The following is a 14,277-nucleotide window of genomic DNA, read 5'->3' as shown; positions in this document are numbered from 1 at the left end:
CCGAATCAAAGAAGAGGAAGCAAGCGCTCCACAGATGCCATGCGAGAGATGGTCAGAGGCTTTCGGCGGGATTGTAGCTCAGCCCCCAATTTTCCAGCGCCTGCGCCATGTCGGCGGGCAGCGGCGCATGCAGCACCAGGGCCTGGCCCGTCATGGGATGGGTGAAGGCCAGCCGGAAGGCGTGCAGGGCCTGGCGCGTCATGCCGCCAGCGTCCTTGCCGCCGTAGACGGCATCGGCCACCAGCGGATGACCCAGAGAGGCCATGTGCACGCGGATCTGGTGGGTGCGGCCCGTATGCAGCGTGCAGCGCACCAGGCTGACTTCTTCGTTGCCGGCCAGCAGGTCGATGTCGGTGCGCGCGGTCTTGCCCGCATGCTGGGCCAGGTCGACCACGGCCATGCGCAGGCGGTTGCGCGGATCGCGGCCGATGGGCGCATCGACCTCGCGGTGCTTGCGCGGGCCCCAGGCCTTGTGGGCCAGCGCCAGGTACTGCCGGCTGACATCGCGTGCGGCGATCATGGCCACCAGCGCATCCATGGCGGCGCGGCTGCGCGCCACGACCATGAGGCCGCTGGTGTCCTTGTCCAGGCGATGGACGATGCCGGCGCGCGGCACCTCGCGCGCCTTGGGGTCGCGCCCCAGCAGGCCGTTGAGCAGGGTTCCCGTCCAGTTGCCGGGCGCCGGGTGCACGACCAGGCCAGCCGGCTTGTTGACGACTAGCAGGTGCTCGTCCTCATGCACCACGTCCAGCGCCATGTCCTCGGGCTGGAAGGCCATGCTCTGCTGCGTGGGCCGCATCTCCAGCACCATGCGGTCGCCGGCCGCGACCTTGGCGGAAGGCTTGCCCAGCACACGCCCGTTGAGGGTGACCGCGCCCTGCGCAAGCAGCTGCTGCAGATAGCTGCGCGAGAACTCGGCCACGCATTCGGCCAGCACCTTGTCGGCGCGCAGGCCGTGCTGGGCGGGCGGCACGGTGATTTCGCGCAGCTCGGCGGCGGCGGCCTCGACCTCGCCACCTTCGGCGTCGGCCTCGTCCTGGTCCTCGACCGATTCCGGCAGCGGTTCGCCGGGCGCAGAAGAAACAAGCCCCTGCGGGGCAGGGGCTTGTCCGGTTTGCCTGGTGCTGCGGCTCATCAGCGCGAAGGCAGGTAGCGCGAAGGATCGACAGGCTTGCCCTGGCGACGCACCTCGAAGTGCAGCTTCACGCGGTCGGCGTCGGTGCTGCCCATCTCGGCGATCTTCTGGCCCTTGCGCACGGTCTGGTCCTCCTTGACCAACAGCGTCTGGTTGTGCGCGTAGGCCGTGAGGTAGGTGTTGTTGTGCTTGAGGATGATCAGGTTGCCATAGCCACGCAGGCCGGCGCCGGCATAGACCACGCGGCCATCGGCAGCGGCCATCACGGGGTCGCCGGCCTTGCCTGCGATGTCATAGCCCTTGTTGCGCGCCTCGTCGAAGCCGGCAATCAGGCTGCCCGAGGCAGGCCAGATGAAGTCCACATCGTCGGCGCCCTTGCCGGCTGCGGGTGCAGGAGCCGGTGCCGGGGTCGGCGCGGGTGCAGGCGTTGCGGTGGAGCTGCCAGACGATGCCGAGGATGCCACGGGCGGCAGCGGCGTTGCCACCACCGGCGAGCCGCTGGGCGTGGAAGAGGAGGACGAGGACGAGGACGACGACGAAGAACGTGTGCTGCCGCTGTCCGAACTTGCCATGGACGAGCTGGTCGGCGGCACGACGCGAACCACCTGACCGACTTCGATCAGGTTGGGGTTCTCCAGATTGTTCCAGCGCGCGATGTCCTTCCAGCTCTGGCCGGTCTCCAGGCCGATGCGGATCAGCGTGTCACCAGGCTTGATGGTGTAGTAGCCGGGCTTGCCGGCGTTCTCGACGCCGGGCAGCGGCTTGACGGCCGCCGATGGCGAGGAAGAGGTGGAAGTGGAGGTGGATGTTCCGCGGTCCTCCACGGGAGCCCTGTTCACTTGGGATGTGCAGCCTGCCAGAACCATGCCGGCCAGCACCACCGTTCCCCAAGCCCCAAGACTTCGCGATACCAACATAAGTTATTCCCTTCTAGGCGATGCCCGATTTTAGGGGGACAAAGTTCACGGCCTCCAAAATCGATTGCGTAAACCCGTGTGAACTCTTGTCAATCACCAGCAGTGCCTGCTTACCCCCCGTAACCACCATGGGCGCGACAAGCCGCCCGCCCACGGCCAGCTGGTCGCACCAGGCCGAGGGCATGCTCTCGCCGCCGGCGGCCGAGATGATGCCCGCGTACGGAGCGCCGCTGCCATAGCCTTCCATGCCGTCTCCAAAGATCAGATGGACATTGGTCAGGCGCCAGGGCCGCAGGTTGCTGCGCGCTTTCTCGTGCAGGCCGCGCAGGCGCTCGATCGAATAGACCTCGCGTGCCACGCGCGCCAGCACGGCCGCCTGGTAGCCGCAGCCGGTGCCGATCTCCAGCACGCGGCCCAGGCCCGACTTCGCGGCCTCCGAACCCAGCAGCAGCTCGGTCATGCGGGCGACCACGCTGGGCTTGGAGATCGTCTGGCCCAGACCGATGGGCAGGCTGGTGTCCTCATAGGCCTGGTTGACCAGGGCGCTGTCCACGAAGCGGTGGCGCTCCACCGCTCCCATGGCAGCGAGCACGGCCGGCGACTGGATGCCGGTGGCGGCCAGTCGCTGCACCATGCGCGCGCGCACGGCGGCCGAATCCATGCCGATGCCCGAGGGCTGTTGCGGGGCACGGGCGGCGGCGGTGGCCAGCGCGGAGCGCGCGGGCACTGCGCGCGAGGCCGGCGCAGGGTTCTGCACCGAGCGCGCCACCCACGAGGGAACTCCGGGACGGCGCTCGCTCACGGTTGCACCGCCCCGCCCTGGGCAGGCAGCACGGCCTGACTGGCCGATGCCAGCCTGGCCGCCGTCTGCGCCCAGTAGCCCAGGTTGTCATGGTCGGTCAGGTCCACCTTCAGCGGCGTGACAGACATGTGGCCGTGGGACGTGGCGTGGAAGTCCGTGCCCTCCGAGTCATCCATGGCCGCGCCTGCGCTGCCTATCCAATACATCATTTCGCCGCGCGGGCTCTCCTGGGTGATGACGCGCTCGGCCGCATGGCGGCGGCCCAGCCGGCACAGCTTGAGCGGCTTGAGCGCGGACAGCGGCATGTTGGGAATGTTCACGTTGAGCAGCCAGGGCGACAGGCCGATCAGTTCCTGCGACTGCATGTCCATGACCAGCTGGCGCGCGGCGGCGGCGGCAGCCTCGATCTCGGACCAGCCCTTGTCCACCTGGGAGAAGGCAATGGCGGGAATGCCGAAAAGAAAGCCCTCCATGGCCGCGCCGACGGTGCCCGAGTAGATGGTGTCGTCGCCCATGTTGGCGCCGTTGTTGATGCCGGAGACCACCAGGTCGGGCCGGTAGCCCAGCAGGCCGGTCAGGGCGATGTGCACGCAGTCTGCCGGCGTGCCGTTGACATAGCGGAAACCGTTGTGGGCCTGGTGCACGTACAGCGGTGCATTCAGCGTCAGGGCGTTGGACTTGGCACTGTTGTTGTGCTCCGGCGCCACCACCTCGACGTCTGCCACCGTGCGCAGCGCCTCGTACAAGGCCTGGATGCCGGGCGCCTGGTAGCCGTCGTCGTTACAAATGAGAATCTTCATGGATACAGCAGGGATTGCGGGCGATTGTAGGCGGGCGTCTCGTCGCCCGAGGGACAGGAGGCATTCCCGCCACACTCCTATCATCGGCCAGGCATTCAATCACAGGAGACAACCACCATGCACGCTTGGCTTTGCACAACGCCCACGGGCGTCGATCAACTGCAGTGGACGCAGCTGCCCGCACCCGCGCCGGGCCCTGGACAGGTACTGCTCGAAGTGAAGGCGGCCAGCCTGAACTTCCCCGATCTGCTGATCGTGCAGAACAAGTACCAGATGAAGCCTGAGCTGCCGTTCGTGCCGGGTTCGGAATACGCGGGCGTGGTCCAGGCCGTGGGCGAAGGCGTGAGCCACCTCAGCGTGGGCCAGCGCGTGGCCTGCCTGTCGGGCACCGGGGGCTTTGGCACCCATACGCTGGCACCGGCCGCGCTGTGCATGCCGCTGCCCGATGGATTCAGTTTCGTCGATGCAGCGGCCTTCATCATGACCTATGCCACCTCGCACCATGCGCTGATCGACCGTGGCCAGCTGCGCGAGGGCGAGACCGTGCTGGTGCTGGGCGCGGCAGGCGGCGTGGGCACGGCCGCCATCCAGATCGCCAAGGCGGCAGGCGCACGCGTGATCGCGGCAGCCTCCACCGACGAAAAGTGCGCGCTGTGCAAGGCACAGGGCGCCGATGCCACCATCAACTACAGCCAGGGCGACCTGCGCGCGGCCATCAAGGAGGCCACCGACGGCAAGGGCCCCGACGTGGTCTACGACCCCGTGGGCGGCGACTTCGCCGAGCCTGCCTTCCGCTCCATCGCCTGGCGCGGCCGCTATCTGATCGTGGGCTTTGCCGCTGGCCCCATCCCGGCCCTGCCGCTGAACCTGCCGCTGCTCAAGGGCGCATCGCTGGTGGGCGTCTTCTGGGGCGAGTTCTCCCGGCGCGAGCCCAAGGCCAACGCGGCCATGATGCAGGAGCTGGCCCAGTGGTACGGCCAGGGAAAGATCAAGCCCGTGATCGACCGCACCATGCCCATGGCCGAGCTGCACGCGGCCTACGCACGCATGGGATCGCGCCAGGTCCAGGGCAAGCTGGTCATGGTCAACGAGCAGTGAACCAGGCGCCGGCCATGCCACACTGGAGGGCATTGCATTCTGAAACAACTGCCCACCCATGGCCGAGCGCTCCGCTTCCGAACTGGCACGCGAAACACTGCGGCAACTGGCGCTGAACCGCCTGCCGCCCACCCCGGAAAACTACACCCGCCTCTATGAGCAGGCAGCCGGCGAACCCGGCCCCGCCAGCTTTCCCCAGGGGCCGCTGCGCCACGTCCATGCGCTTTTGCCTGCGCAGACGCCCGGACAGAAGCGCCTGCGCGACCAGTTGGGCGCCGCCATAGAGCGCAGCGACTGGCAGGGCCTGCAGCAGGTCATCACCGCCTATGCCAACGCGGCCCTGCAGCCGCCAACCCATGAGGCCAGGCCCGTGGAATTGCCCGTGCCGCCGCCCCTGCAGGCTTTGCCCGAGGATCTGACGCAGCAGCTGGCGCGGCGCTTCGAGGCCTTCTTTGCGCTGCTGAACACCCAGGAAGCCAAGACCCGGCAACTGCATCAGCAGCTCATGGAACAGCTGCAGGCACCGCCCGTGGACGCCAAGGCCCTGGCGCGGCGCCTGCATGACCAGCACTACCAGCTGTCGTTCTCCATTGCCGACCAGCTCCAGGTCCTGCAGCTGGTGCAGGAGCTGCTGCAGACCCTGATCCAGCATCTGGCCCAGGACCCCACGCACGGCAGCTGGCTGGTGCCGCAGCTCACGGCCATCGAGCAGGCCATCACGCCGCCGCTGTCACCCGCGCCCCTGGTGGATGCGCGGCGCGAGCTGCAGACCGTGATCCACCGGCGCATGCAGCTGCAGGACGGCATGGCCGCCGCGCAGCAGGCGCTCAAGGACATGCTGGGCGGCTTCGTCCAGCATCTGGCAAAGATCACGAGCAGCAACGAAACACTGGGCGCCCGCATGGAGGAAGCCGCGCGCCAGCTGGACGGCATCCAGCGCCTGGAGGATGCCGCCCCGCTGCTGCAACAGGTGCTGGAGGCCACCCGCACCATGGCCGCCGGCAGCCGCGTGGCCCAGGAAGAGCTGCAATCGCTGCGCAGCCATGTCGATGCCTGCGAGGCGCGCATAGAGGCCCTGCAGCAGGAACTGGACGAGGCCGCGCGCCGTGCACGCCACGATCCGCTGACCGGCCAGCTCAACCGCCTGGGTGTGAGCGAGGCGCTGGACCGCGAGGTGGCGCGCGCCCAGCGCCATGGCCAGCCGCTGAGCGTTGCCCTGCTCGACATGGACGGCATGCAGGCCCTCAATGCCGAGCTGGGGCATGCCATGGGCGATGCCGCCCTCATCCATGTGGCCCAGCTGGCACGCCAGGGACTGCGTCCCGAGGACGTGGTGGGCCGATACGAGGGCCAGGCCTTCGTGCTGCTGCTGCCCCAGACACCGGAGACTGCGGGCGCCCAGGCGCTGCAGCGCCTGCTGCAGTTGCTGGAGCAGACGCCTTTGCCAGCCTCTTCGCAGACGCCAGGCCAGCCGGCCCCCCGGCCATTGAGCTTCAGTGCGGGCGTGGCCCAGCTGCAAAGCCACGAAAACGGCATGGACGTGCTGCGCCGCGCGGATACCGCCATGCTGCAGGCCAAGGAGCGCGGCAAGCACAGCATTGCCACGGCATCAGGCGCACAATGGCAGCCAGTTGGAAATGCAGGCGCCGGCCTTTGATCCACCGAGGCCACGCTCCGTATCTCCCCGCTTTCTTGCGCCACCTGCCCCCGAACCGCCATGCCCCTGCCCTTCAGCGCCCCCGTCCCTGCACCGCGGCGCCAGTTTCTGGTCGCAGCGGGCCTGGCCACGGTGCTGGGCCAGCTGCCCGCATGGGCTCGCCTGGGCGAGCGGCCTGCGCACAACCCCTTCACGCTGGGCGTGGCCAGCGGCGACCCCGAACCCGACAACGTGCTGCTGTGGACGCGGCTCACGCCGCCGCTTGCACAGCTGGGCGAGACCGACACCACGGCCATGCCTGCGCTCAAGATCCGCTGGGAGCTGGCGCACGACCCGCTGTTCCGCCAGATCGTGCGCAGCGGCGAGGCCATGGCCCAGCCCGAATGGGGCCACGGCGTGCATGTGCAGGTGGGAGGGCTGGCGCCTGACCGCTGGTACCACTACCGCTTCATGCTGGGCCAGGCCGTGAGCAGCACGGGCCGCTGCCGCACGGCGCCCGCGCCCGGCAGCATGCCCCAGCGGCTGCGCCTGGCCTATGCCTCCTGCCAGCGCTGGGAGCACGGCTACTACGCGGCCTGGCGCCAGGTGGTGCAGGACGCGCCGGACCTGGTGCTCTTCCTGGGCGACTACATCTACGAGTACGCCACGCCCGCCATGACGCTGGGCCTGGCCCGCACCCACAACCTGCGGGCCGCGCAAAGCCTGCAGGATTACCGGGACCGCTACGCCCTGCACAAGAGCGACCCGCTGCTGCAGGCAGCGCACGCCATGTGCAACTGGTCCGTGGGCTGGGACGACCATGAGGTGGAGAACAACTACGCCGGCGACCAGGGCCAGGGCGATGCCGGGCGCTTCCTGGCCCGGCGCATGGCTGCCTGGCAGGCCTTCTACGAGAACATGCCGCTGCGCGCCAGCGCGCTGACCGGCGCGGGCGCCCAGCATGGCGGCGGCGGGCTGCAGCTGTACCGCAGCCTGCAGTGGGGCCGGCTGGCCCGGCTGCATTTTCTGGACGGCCGCCAGTACCGCAGCGCCCAGGCCTGCCGCGCCGAGGGAGCGGCAGACAAGGGCAGCGTGCGCCCTGCGCAATGCGCAGCCCTGTCGGATACGGCGCGCAGCTTCCTGGGCTGGACGCAGGAGCAGTGGCTGTACCGCCAGCTGGCCGAAGATGCCCGCCAGCACGCAAGCGAGGGACCGCGCTGGAGCATCCTGGCTCAGCCCACCCTGGTGTCCACGCACCGGCCGCCCTCGGGATCGCAGGCCACGGACAGCTGGGACGGCTACCCGGCCGCGCGCCAGCGCCTGGTGCGCCACCTCACGCCGGGCGCCCAGCCCACGCCGCGCAACAGCGTGCTGCTGGGCGGCGACCTGCACCAGAACTATGTCTGTGCCGTGCACGCAGACCCCGAGGCCGCGCCCGAGCGGCGCAATCCCGTCGTGGCCAGCGAGTTCTGCAGCACCTCCATCACCTCGCGCAGCGGCACCACCCAGGCCAAGGTCGATGCCATCGTCGACCACAACCCGCAGGTGCTGTACGCACGCTGCGAGGAACGCGGCTACGGGCTGGCCGACATCACGCCCGAGCGCTGGACCAGCGAGCTGCGCGCCGTGGCCAACCCGATGCGAGCCGACAGCCGCATCTACACGCTGGCCCGCTTCACCGTCGAGGACAGGCGGCCCGGCCCCGTAGCCAGCTGACAGGGCACTGACGCAGGGCACGACCAAAGGGCACTTTCAGCAGGCCTGGCAATCAGTGGCTATCCTGACATCGCCCCCCGGCATGCCGCCTATCGTATGGTGCGCTGCCTTGCCCCGCCCACCGGAACACGGAAGCCATGCACCTGACTTTCAGCGCCTACTACACCCTGATCTTCGCCGCCCTCGTCCTTTTGCTGGGCAAATGGCTGGTACGGCACCTGCGCCTGCTGCGCGAATTCAACATCCCCGAGCCCGTGGCCGGCGGCCTGGTCGTGGCCGTCGCCCTGTTCGTGCTCAACCAGACCCTGGGCTGCACCTTCAGCTTCAGCAGCGAGCTGCAGATGGCCTTCATGCTGGTGTTTTTCTCGTCCATCGGGCTGAGCGCCAATTTCGCCAAGCTGCGCGAAGGCGGCCGTTCGCTGCTGCTGTTCCTGGCCGTGGTCGCCGTCTTCATCAGCCTGCAGGATCTGGTCGGCGTGAGCCTGGCCAAGATGCTCGGGCTCGATCCGCTGTTCGGGCTGATCGCAGGCTCCGTCACCCTGACGGGCGGCCATGGCACGGCAGGTGCCTGGGGCCAGGTTTTCGAGCGCGAATACGGCATCCAGGGCGCGGTCACCCTGGGCATTGCCTGTGCCACCTTCGGACTGGTGATCGGCGGCCTGATCGGCGGCCCGCTGGCCAAGGCCCTGATCACGCGCCGTAGGCTTGCCGTGCATGACCCCGCAGCCGCCCCCGAAAAACAGCCCCCGCTGGGCGAAAGCGCAAGCCACGGCGGCTTCGAGAACCCCGAGCAGACGCGCCTGATCACCACCAGCGCGGCCATAGAAACACTGGCCCTGTTCGCGGGCTGCCTGGGTTTTGCCGAGTTCATGACGCAATTCACCGCCGGCACCCTGTTCTCCCTGCCCACCTTCGTCTGGGCGCTGGCCGGTGGCGTCCTGATCCGCAACACGCTGGACTATGTCTTTCACTTCCAGGTATTCGACCGGGCCATCGACGTCTTCGGCAATGCCTCGCTGTCCATCTACCTGGCCATGGCCCTGCTGTCGCTCAAGCTGTGGGAGCTGGCGGGGCTGGCGGCACCGCTGATGGCGATCCTGGCGGCCCAGACGCTGGTCATGGGCCTGTATGCCGCGCTGGTGACCTTCCGCATCATGGGCAGCAACTACGATGCAGCCGTGCTGGCCGCCGGCCACTGCGGTTTCGGCATGGGTGCCACGCCCACGGCCGTGGCCAATATGCAGGCCATCACCAACCAGTACGGCCCATCGCACAAGGCCTTTCTCATCGTCCCTATGGTGGGCGCCTTCTTCGTCGACATCGTCAATGCCACCGTGATCCAGCTGTTCATACGCTGGCTGCACTGACCACCACGAACACCGAACGCACCATGCCCCTGCTGCGCCGTGCCCTTGCCGCCACCCAGGCGCTCGTCCTGACCCTGCTGCTGGCAGGCTGCAGCCTGCCGCCCCTGGCCGGCCGCAGCGAATCCACGGCACTGCCGCCCGAGGCCGCCCAGGCCATGCTGCTAGGCCAGGCGCTGGCACCGCTGCTGGACCAGCATCCGGGGCTCACCGCAATCCACGCGCTGTCCGACGCACGCAATGCCTACGCCGCGCGCGCCCTGCTGGCCCGCGTGGCACAGCGCACGCTGGATGTGCAGTACTACATCTGGCGCGGCGACACCACGGGCCACCTGCTGCTCGACGAACTGCGCCGCGCCGCCGACCGGGGCGTGCGCGTTCGCCTGCTGCTGGACGACGGCGGCACGGCAGGACTGGACACCCAGCTCGGCGCCCTGGACCAGCATCCGCAGATCGAGGTGCGGCTGTTCAACCCCTTTGCCCAGCGCACGCCCAAGGCGCTGGGCTATGTCACGGATTTCTCGCGCACCCAGCGGCGCATGCACAACAAGAGCTTCACGGCCGACAGCCAGGCCAGCATCGTGGGCGGACGCAACATAGGCGACGAGTACTTCGCGGCCACCGACGGTGTGCTGTTCGCCGACCTGGACGTGGTGGCCATGGGGCCGGTGGTGGCCGACATTTCACATGCTTTCGACCAGTACTGGGCCAGCGCGTCGGCCTATCCCGCTGCCAGCCTGCTGCCGCCGCTGCCCGACTATGCGGTGGCGCGCGCCTACGAGGCCCTGGCCACCGAAGTGCAGCGCCCCGAAGCCCAGGCCTATGTGCACGCCGTGGCGCAAAGCCCGTTCACGCGCGAGCTGCTGGCCGGCCGCCTGCCACTGCAATGGGCCCGCGCCACCCTGGTCAGCGACGACCCGGCCAAGGTGCTGGGCCAGGTGCCCAAGGAGGGCCTGCTGATCACCCAGCTGACCCCGGCCATCGGCCAGCCGCAGCGCCAGCTGGACCTGGTCTCACCCTACTTCGTGCCCACCGAGGCCGGCGTGCGCGCCCTGGCCGGCCTGCGCCGCCAGGGCATTGCCGTGCGCGTGCTCACCAACAGCCTGGAGGCGACCGACGTGGCCGTGGTCCATGCCGGCTATGCCCGCTACCGGCGCCCGCTGATCGAGGAAGGCGTGCAGCTGTACGAGCTGCGCCGGCAGATCGGCAGGCAGGACGACGAACCCAGCCCGGGCCCGCGTTCGCCCGCAGCGGCATCGGCAGGGAAAGCGGGGGTGGGCTCAGGCAGCCGCCCCGGCAGCTCGGGCTCCAGCCTGCATGCCAAAACCTTTGCGGTCGATGGCGAGCGCATCTTCGTGGGCTCGTTCAACTTCGACCCGCGCTCGGCCCACCTCAACACCGAGATGGGCCTGCTGATCGACAGCCCCGAGATGGCTTCGCAGATGAGCCGCATGCTCGACCAGAGCCTGCCGTCCACCGCCTACCACGTGCAGATCGATGCACAGGGCCGCCTGAGCTGGACCACGGAAAGCGGCACGCCGCCTGCGCCGCTCACCACCACCACCGAGCCCGGCAGCAGTGCATTCAAGCGCCTGATGCTGCGCGTGCTGGGCTGGCTGCCCATCGAGGGGCTGCTTTGATGCCGGGCCCGGCCGCTCAGTCCAGCCGGATCGACGGGCGCAGGCGCGAATTCATCAGATCAATCAGCCACAGCAGCCCGCCGCGCCAAAAGCCGTAGATGCGGGCCTGGTGCGAGCGGTACAGCATGATGTGGCTCAGCATGGCCATGCGCCCGCGGATCACGCCGCCGTTGAACAGGCCGAATTTGCCCAGCGATCCATAGGCGTCGTAATGGGCCAATGACACCAGGGCACCAAAGTCGCGGTAGGCAAAGCCTTCGGGACGGAAACCCGGCTCCTTCAGCAGGCGCGGCAGCGTCTCCACCAGATAGCGGGCCTGCTGGTGCGCCACCTGGGCGGTGGGCGGCAGCGGCACGCTGGCCCCGGGCAGGGTGAAGCTGGCGCAATCCCCCACGGCGTAGACATGGGGGTCGCTGGTCTGCAACTGGCCGTTGACCTTGAGCTGGTTGCCTTGCGTGGTCTCCAGGCCCAGCTGCGCCAGGAAGGCCGGGGCCTTCACGCCCGCTGCCCAGACGCGCAGGCCTGCGGGGACGAACTCGCCGCTGGCCAGCACGAACCCCTCTTCGCTGGCCGACTGCACGCGGCCGTTGACGATCACCGAAACGCCCAGGGCCTGCAGCCGCAGGCGCGTGGCTTCGGAAATCTCTTCAGGAAAACCGGGCAGCAGGCGCGGCCCGGCCTCGATCAGCACGATGCCGAAGCGCGCGGCCTCGCCCAGCGCGCCGTAGGCCCGAGCGCTCTCGGCCAGCTGCACCAGCTCTGCCGCCAGTTCCACGCCCGTGGCGCCGCCGCCCACGATGGCCACGCGCAGCTGCTCGCCGCTGGTCATGCAGCGCACCATGCGCAGGCGGATCTCGCTGTTGAAGGCATCGGCCTTGCGGCGCGAGTCGATCATGAAGCAGTGCTCGTCCACGCCCGGCGTGCCGAAATCATTGGCGCCGCTGCCCACGGCGATCACCAGCCTGTCGTAGGCAATACGCCGGCCCGGCACGATCTCGCGGCCATCGGGCGCCTCGATGGGGGCCAGCAGCACCTCGCGGGCCTCGCGGTCCAGGCCGCACATTTCGCCGGGCTGGTAGGCAAAGCTGGCGTCGCTGGCCTGGGCCAGGTAGGTGGTCTGCTGCTGGGCCAGGTCGCGCGTGCCGGCCGCAATGGTGTGCAGCATGGGCTTCCAGACATGGGCCGAATCGCTGTCCACCAGGGTCACCGAGCCGATGGCCCCCGTGCGCCCCTTGCCCAGCGCCGTGGCAATCTCCAGCCCCGCCACGCCACCGCCCACGACGACGATGCGCGCCCCGCCCGATGCCGTTGCCGAACCCGCTTCTTGTTCCTTGCCCATTGCTGCTCCCTGCCGGAAGGCCCGGCCGGCCGCACCATGCGCCGGCTTGCAGGACATTCGCTTCCAGACAGTCTTGATTCTTGTCAGTTTGGGTAGCAGGCGACTTGCTAGGGGTAAGCCCCAGATCTGCAACAGATATCTGATAGAAGACCGCCGATCACACCGAGCAGGGTCTTGTACAGGACCGCGCCGCAGGAAAAACATCACCTCTGTCGGAGGGCCAGCCGGACCTGATCATTGCGCTATCAACACAAGAGCATCCGCCCCGTCCGTCACGCAGCATCGCCGACGACATGACGGCCTGCATCTGCAGGCCTGCACGAATGCCCCGCTGCCGGGCCCGCGATTTGCGATTGTCAATATACGAAACGTATATTCCCCGTATGATCGCCACCCCATGGGAATCGTCAAAATATCCGACCAATTGCACGACCAGATCCGCCTGTCCAGCGCGGCCCTGGGTCGATCCATCAACGCCCAGGCCGAGCATTGGCTGCGTGTCGGCCAGTTGGCCGAACACCATCCCCATCTCGACTACGCAGGCATCTGCGCCCTGCTGCTGCAAGAGGCCGCGGCCACGCTGAAGCTGGGCGAGCCCGAAGCGGCGCCGGCTCCCGCCGATACGGCAGCGCGCCGCCCGCGCCCCGTGCGCCTGTCGGAAGGCCTGCAATGAGGGGCGCCAAGCTGCGCAGCGTCCCGCTGCACGATGCCCTCGATATCGGGCAATCACGCAAGGCCGGTGGCCTGGCCGCCCGCGTCCTGCAGATGCTGGTGCCCCACGTGCAGCCGGGCGTCAGCACCGAGCACCTGGACAGGCTCTGCCATGACTTCATCGTCGACGAACTGCGCTGCGTGCCCACCAACGTGGGCTACCACGGCTTTCCGAAGACGGTCTGCACCTCGCCCAACCACGTGGTCTGCCACGGCATCCCCGACGCCCGTCAGATCCTGCGCGAGGGCGACATCCTCAATGTCGATGTGGCCGTGACCACGCCCGAGGGCTGGATCGGCGACACCAGCCGCATGTACTACGTGGGCCAGCCCTCCAACCAGGCGCGCCGCCTGGTGGAGACCACCTACGAGGCCCTGCTGGCCGGTATCCGCGCCGTGCGCCCCGGCGCCACGCTGGGCGACATCGGCCATGCCATCCAGACCGTGGCCCAGCGCGAGCGCTTCAGCGTGGTGCGCGAGTACTGCGGCCACGGCATCGGCAAGGTCTACCACGACGACCCTCAGGTGCTGCATTACGGCCAGCCCGGCCAGGGCATGGTGCTGGAGGCCGGCATGATCTTCACCATCGAGCCCATGCTCAACGCCGGCAAGGCTGCCACGCGCGAACTGGCCGACGGCTGGACGGTGATCACCAACGACAAGTCGCTGTCCGCCCAGTGGGAGCACATGGTGGTGGTGACCGACACGGGCTTCGACGTGCTCACGCGCTGGCCCGAGGGCACGGGCAACTACGCGGCCATCTGAGCATGGCGTCCAACTACCTGTACCTGGGCCTGGCCATCGTCGCCGAGGTGGCGGCCACCTCCTGCCTCAAGCAGTCCGAAGGCTTCACGCGGCTGTGGCCCAGTGTGGTCACGGTCCTGGGCTACGCGCTGGCCTTCTACTTCCTGTCGCTGACGCTGCGCACCGTGCCCACGGGCGTGGCCTATGCGATCTGGTCGGGCGCGGGCATCGTGCTGATCTCCCTGGTTGGCTGGCTCTGGCAGGGCCAGACGCTGGACCTGCCCGCGCTGGCGGGCATGGGCCTGATCGTGGCGGGCGTGCTGGTCATCCAGCTGTTTTCCAAGACGGCCGGACACTGAGCCGCTGCCCGCGCTG

At 68.7% G+C, this 14,277-nt stretch carries 13 protein-coding genes; 8 read left to right on the top strand and 5 right to left on the bottom strand.

Going from position 1 to position 14,277, the window contains the following annotated elements:
- Positions 1-52: 52 nt before the first annotated feature.
- From ACF8LI_RS06875 to surE, 4 genes are read right to left on the bottom strand one after another with little or no spacing between them, the layout of a single operon-like run.
- Positions 53-1,135 carry an RluA family pseudouridine synthase gene (locus ACF8LI_RS06875; protein WP_046238192.1) on the bottom strand — a complete coding sequence of 361 codons (1,083 nt, stop codon included), beginning with the start codon at positions 1,133-1,135 and terminating at the stop codon, positions 53-55.
- A complete protein-coding gene (locus ACF8LI_RS06870; RefSeq protein WP_046984217.1) occupies positions 1,135-2,052 on the bottom strand; it encodes a peptidoglycan DD-metalloendopeptidase family protein in 918 nt (305 codons plus the stop codon). Before ACF8LI_RS06870 ends, ACF8LI_RS06875 begins: the two co-directional genes overlap by 1 nt.
- Before the next feature lie 13 nt (positions 2,053-2,065).
- Entirely contained in the window at positions 2,066-2,854 is a 789-nt protein-coding gene (locus tag ACF8LI_RS06865; RefSeq protein ID WP_016447568.1) for a protein-L-isoaspartate(D-aspartate) O-methyltransferase, read from the bottom strand.
- The gene (gene surE, locus ACF8LI_RS06860; protein ID WP_016447569.1) at positions 2,851-3,654 is read right to left on the bottom strand and encodes a 5'/3'-nucleotidase SurE; all 804 of its coding nucleotides are present in this window, start codon (positions 3,652-3,654) and stop codon (positions 2,851-2,853) included. Before surE ends, ACF8LI_RS06865 begins: the two co-directional genes overlap by 4 nt.
- Before the next feature lie 117 nt (positions 3,655-3,771).
- On the opposite strand from surE, the gene ACF8LI_RS06855 reads away from it, so the two are divergent.
- From ACF8LI_RS06855 to ACF8LI_RS06835, 5 genes are all read left to right on the top strand, one after another.
- A complete protein-coding gene (locus ACF8LI_RS06855) occupies positions 3,772-4,752 on the top strand; it encodes an NADPH:quinone oxidoreductase family protein (protein ID WP_392414702.1) in 981 nt (326 codons plus the stop codon).
- A gap of 58 nt (positions 4,753-4,810) precedes the next feature.
- On the top strand, positions 4,811-6,409 hold the full coding sequence (locus tag ACF8LI_RS06850; protein WP_043790780.1) for a GGDEF domain-containing protein: 1,599 nt from the start codon (positions 4,811-4,813) through the stop codon (positions 6,407-6,409).
- Positions 6,410-6,469: 60 nt separating this feature from the next.
- Positions 6,470-8,104 carry an alkaline phosphatase D family protein gene (locus tag ACF8LI_RS06845; RefSeq protein ID WP_392414703.1) on the top strand — a complete coding sequence of 545 codons (1,635 nt, stop codon included), beginning with the start codon at positions 6,470-6,472 and terminating at the stop codon, positions 8,102-8,104.
- 137 nt (positions 8,105-8,241) lie between these two features.
- Positions 8,242-9,471 carry a sodium/glutamate symporter gene (gltS, locus tag ACF8LI_RS06840; RefSeq protein WP_392414704.1) on the top strand — a complete coding sequence of 410 codons (1,230 nt, stop codon included), beginning with the start codon at positions 8,242-8,244 and terminating at the stop codon, positions 9,469-9,471.
- Between the two features lie 23 nt (positions 9,472-9,494).
- Entirely contained in the window at positions 9,495-11,108 is a 1,614-nt protein-coding gene (locus ACF8LI_RS06835; RefSeq protein WP_392414705.1) for a phospholipase D family protein, read from the top strand.
- A 16-nt stretch (positions 11,109-11,124) separates the two neighbouring features.
- On the opposite strand, the gene ACF8LI_RS06830 is transcribed toward ACF8LI_RS06835, so the two are convergent.
- The gene (locus tag ACF8LI_RS06830) at positions 11,125-12,447 is read right to left on the bottom strand and encodes an NAD(P)/FAD-dependent oxidoreductase (protein ID WP_043790781.1); all 1,323 of its coding nucleotides are present in this window, start codon (positions 12,445-12,447) and stop codon (positions 11,125-11,127) included.
- Positions 12,448-12,844: 397 nt separating this feature from the next.
- On the opposite strand from ACF8LI_RS06830, the gene ACF8LI_RS06825 reads away from it, so the two are divergent.
- The 3 genes from ACF8LI_RS06825 to ACF8LI_RS06815 are packed head-to-tail and all read left to right on the top strand — an operon-like array spanning position 12,845 to position 14,261.
- Entirely contained in the window at positions 12,845-13,120 is a 276-nt protein-coding gene (locus ACF8LI_RS06825) for a ParD-like family protein (protein ID WP_016447576.1), read from the top strand.
- On the top strand, positions 13,117-13,923 hold the full coding sequence (gene map, locus ACF8LI_RS06820) for a type I methionyl aminopeptidase (protein WP_016447577.1): 807 nt from the start codon (positions 13,117-13,119) through the stop codon (positions 13,921-13,923). Before ACF8LI_RS06825 ends, map begins: the two co-directional genes overlap by 4 nt.
- 2 nt (positions 13,924-13,925) lie before the next feature.
- Positions 13,926-14,261, top strand: a complete 336-nt coding sequence (locus tag ACF8LI_RS06815; protein ID WP_012206837.1) for an SMR family transporter — start codon at positions 13,926-13,928, stop codon at positions 14,259-14,261.
- The last annotated feature ends 16 nt before the right edge of the window (positions 14,262-14,277 follow it).

Origin of the sequence: Delftia sp. WSY_12 (assembly GCF_043104645.1) — a bacterium.
Taxonomy (GTDB): Bacteria; Pseudomonadota; Gammaproteobacteria; order Burkholderiales; family Burkholderiaceae_C; genus Comamonas; species Comamonas tsuruhatensis.
This window is presented reverse-complemented; position numbering and strand designations above follow the sequence as displayed.

What these genes read in the sequence shown, in the direction of transcription:
- ACF8LI_RS06830 (WP_043790781.1), bottom strand. Translation starts at nt 12,447, where the DNA reads ATGGGCAAGGAACAAGAAGCGGGTTCGGCAACGGCATCGGGCGGGGCG.
- map (WP_016447577.1), top strand. Translation starts at nt 13,117, where the DNA reads ATGAGGGGCGCCAAGCTGCGCAGCGTCCCGCTGCACGATGCCCTCGAT.
- ACF8LI_RS06875 (WP_046238192.1), bottom strand. Translation starts at nt 1,135, where the DNA reads ATGAGCCGCAGCACCAGGCAAACCGGACAAGCCCCTGCCCCGCAGGGG.
- ACF8LI_RS06825 (WP_016447576.1), top strand. Translation starts at nt 12,845, where the DNA reads ATGGGAATCGTCAAAATATCCGACCAATTGCACGACCAGATCCGCCTG.
- ACF8LI_RS06850 (WP_043790780.1), top strand. Translation starts at nt 4,811, where the DNA reads ATGGCCGAGCGCTCCGCTTCCGAACTGGCACGCGAAACACTGCGGCAA.
- ACF8LI_RS06855 (WP_392414702.1), top strand. Translation starts at nt 3,772, where the DNA reads ATGCACGCTTGGCTTTGCACAACGCCCACGGGCGTCGATCAACTGCAG.
- surE (WP_016447569.1), bottom strand. Translation starts at nt 3,654, where the DNA reads ATGAAGATTCTCATTTGTAACGACGACGGCTACCAGGCGCCCGGCATC.
- ACF8LI_RS06835 (WP_392414705.1), top strand. Translation starts at nt 9,495, where the DNA reads ATGCCCCTGCTGCGCCGTGCCCTTGCCGCCACCCAGGCGCTCGTCCTG.
- ACF8LI_RS06815 (WP_012206837.1), top strand. Translation starts at nt 13,926, where the DNA reads ATGGCGTCCAACTACCTGTACCTGGGCCTGGCCATCGTCGCCGAGGTG.
- ACF8LI_RS06870 (WP_046984217.1), bottom strand. Translation starts at nt 2,052, where the DNA reads ATGTTGGTATCGCGAAGTCTTGGGGCTTGGGGAACGGTGGTGCTGGCC.
- ACF8LI_RS06845 (WP_392414703.1), top strand. Translation starts at nt 6,470, where the DNA reads ATGCCCCTGCCCTTCAGCGCCCCCGTCCCTGCACCGCGGCGCCAGTTT.
- gltS (WP_392414704.1), top strand. Translation starts at nt 8,242, where the DNA reads ATGCACCTGACTTTCAGCGCCTACTACACCCTGATCTTCGCCGCCCTC.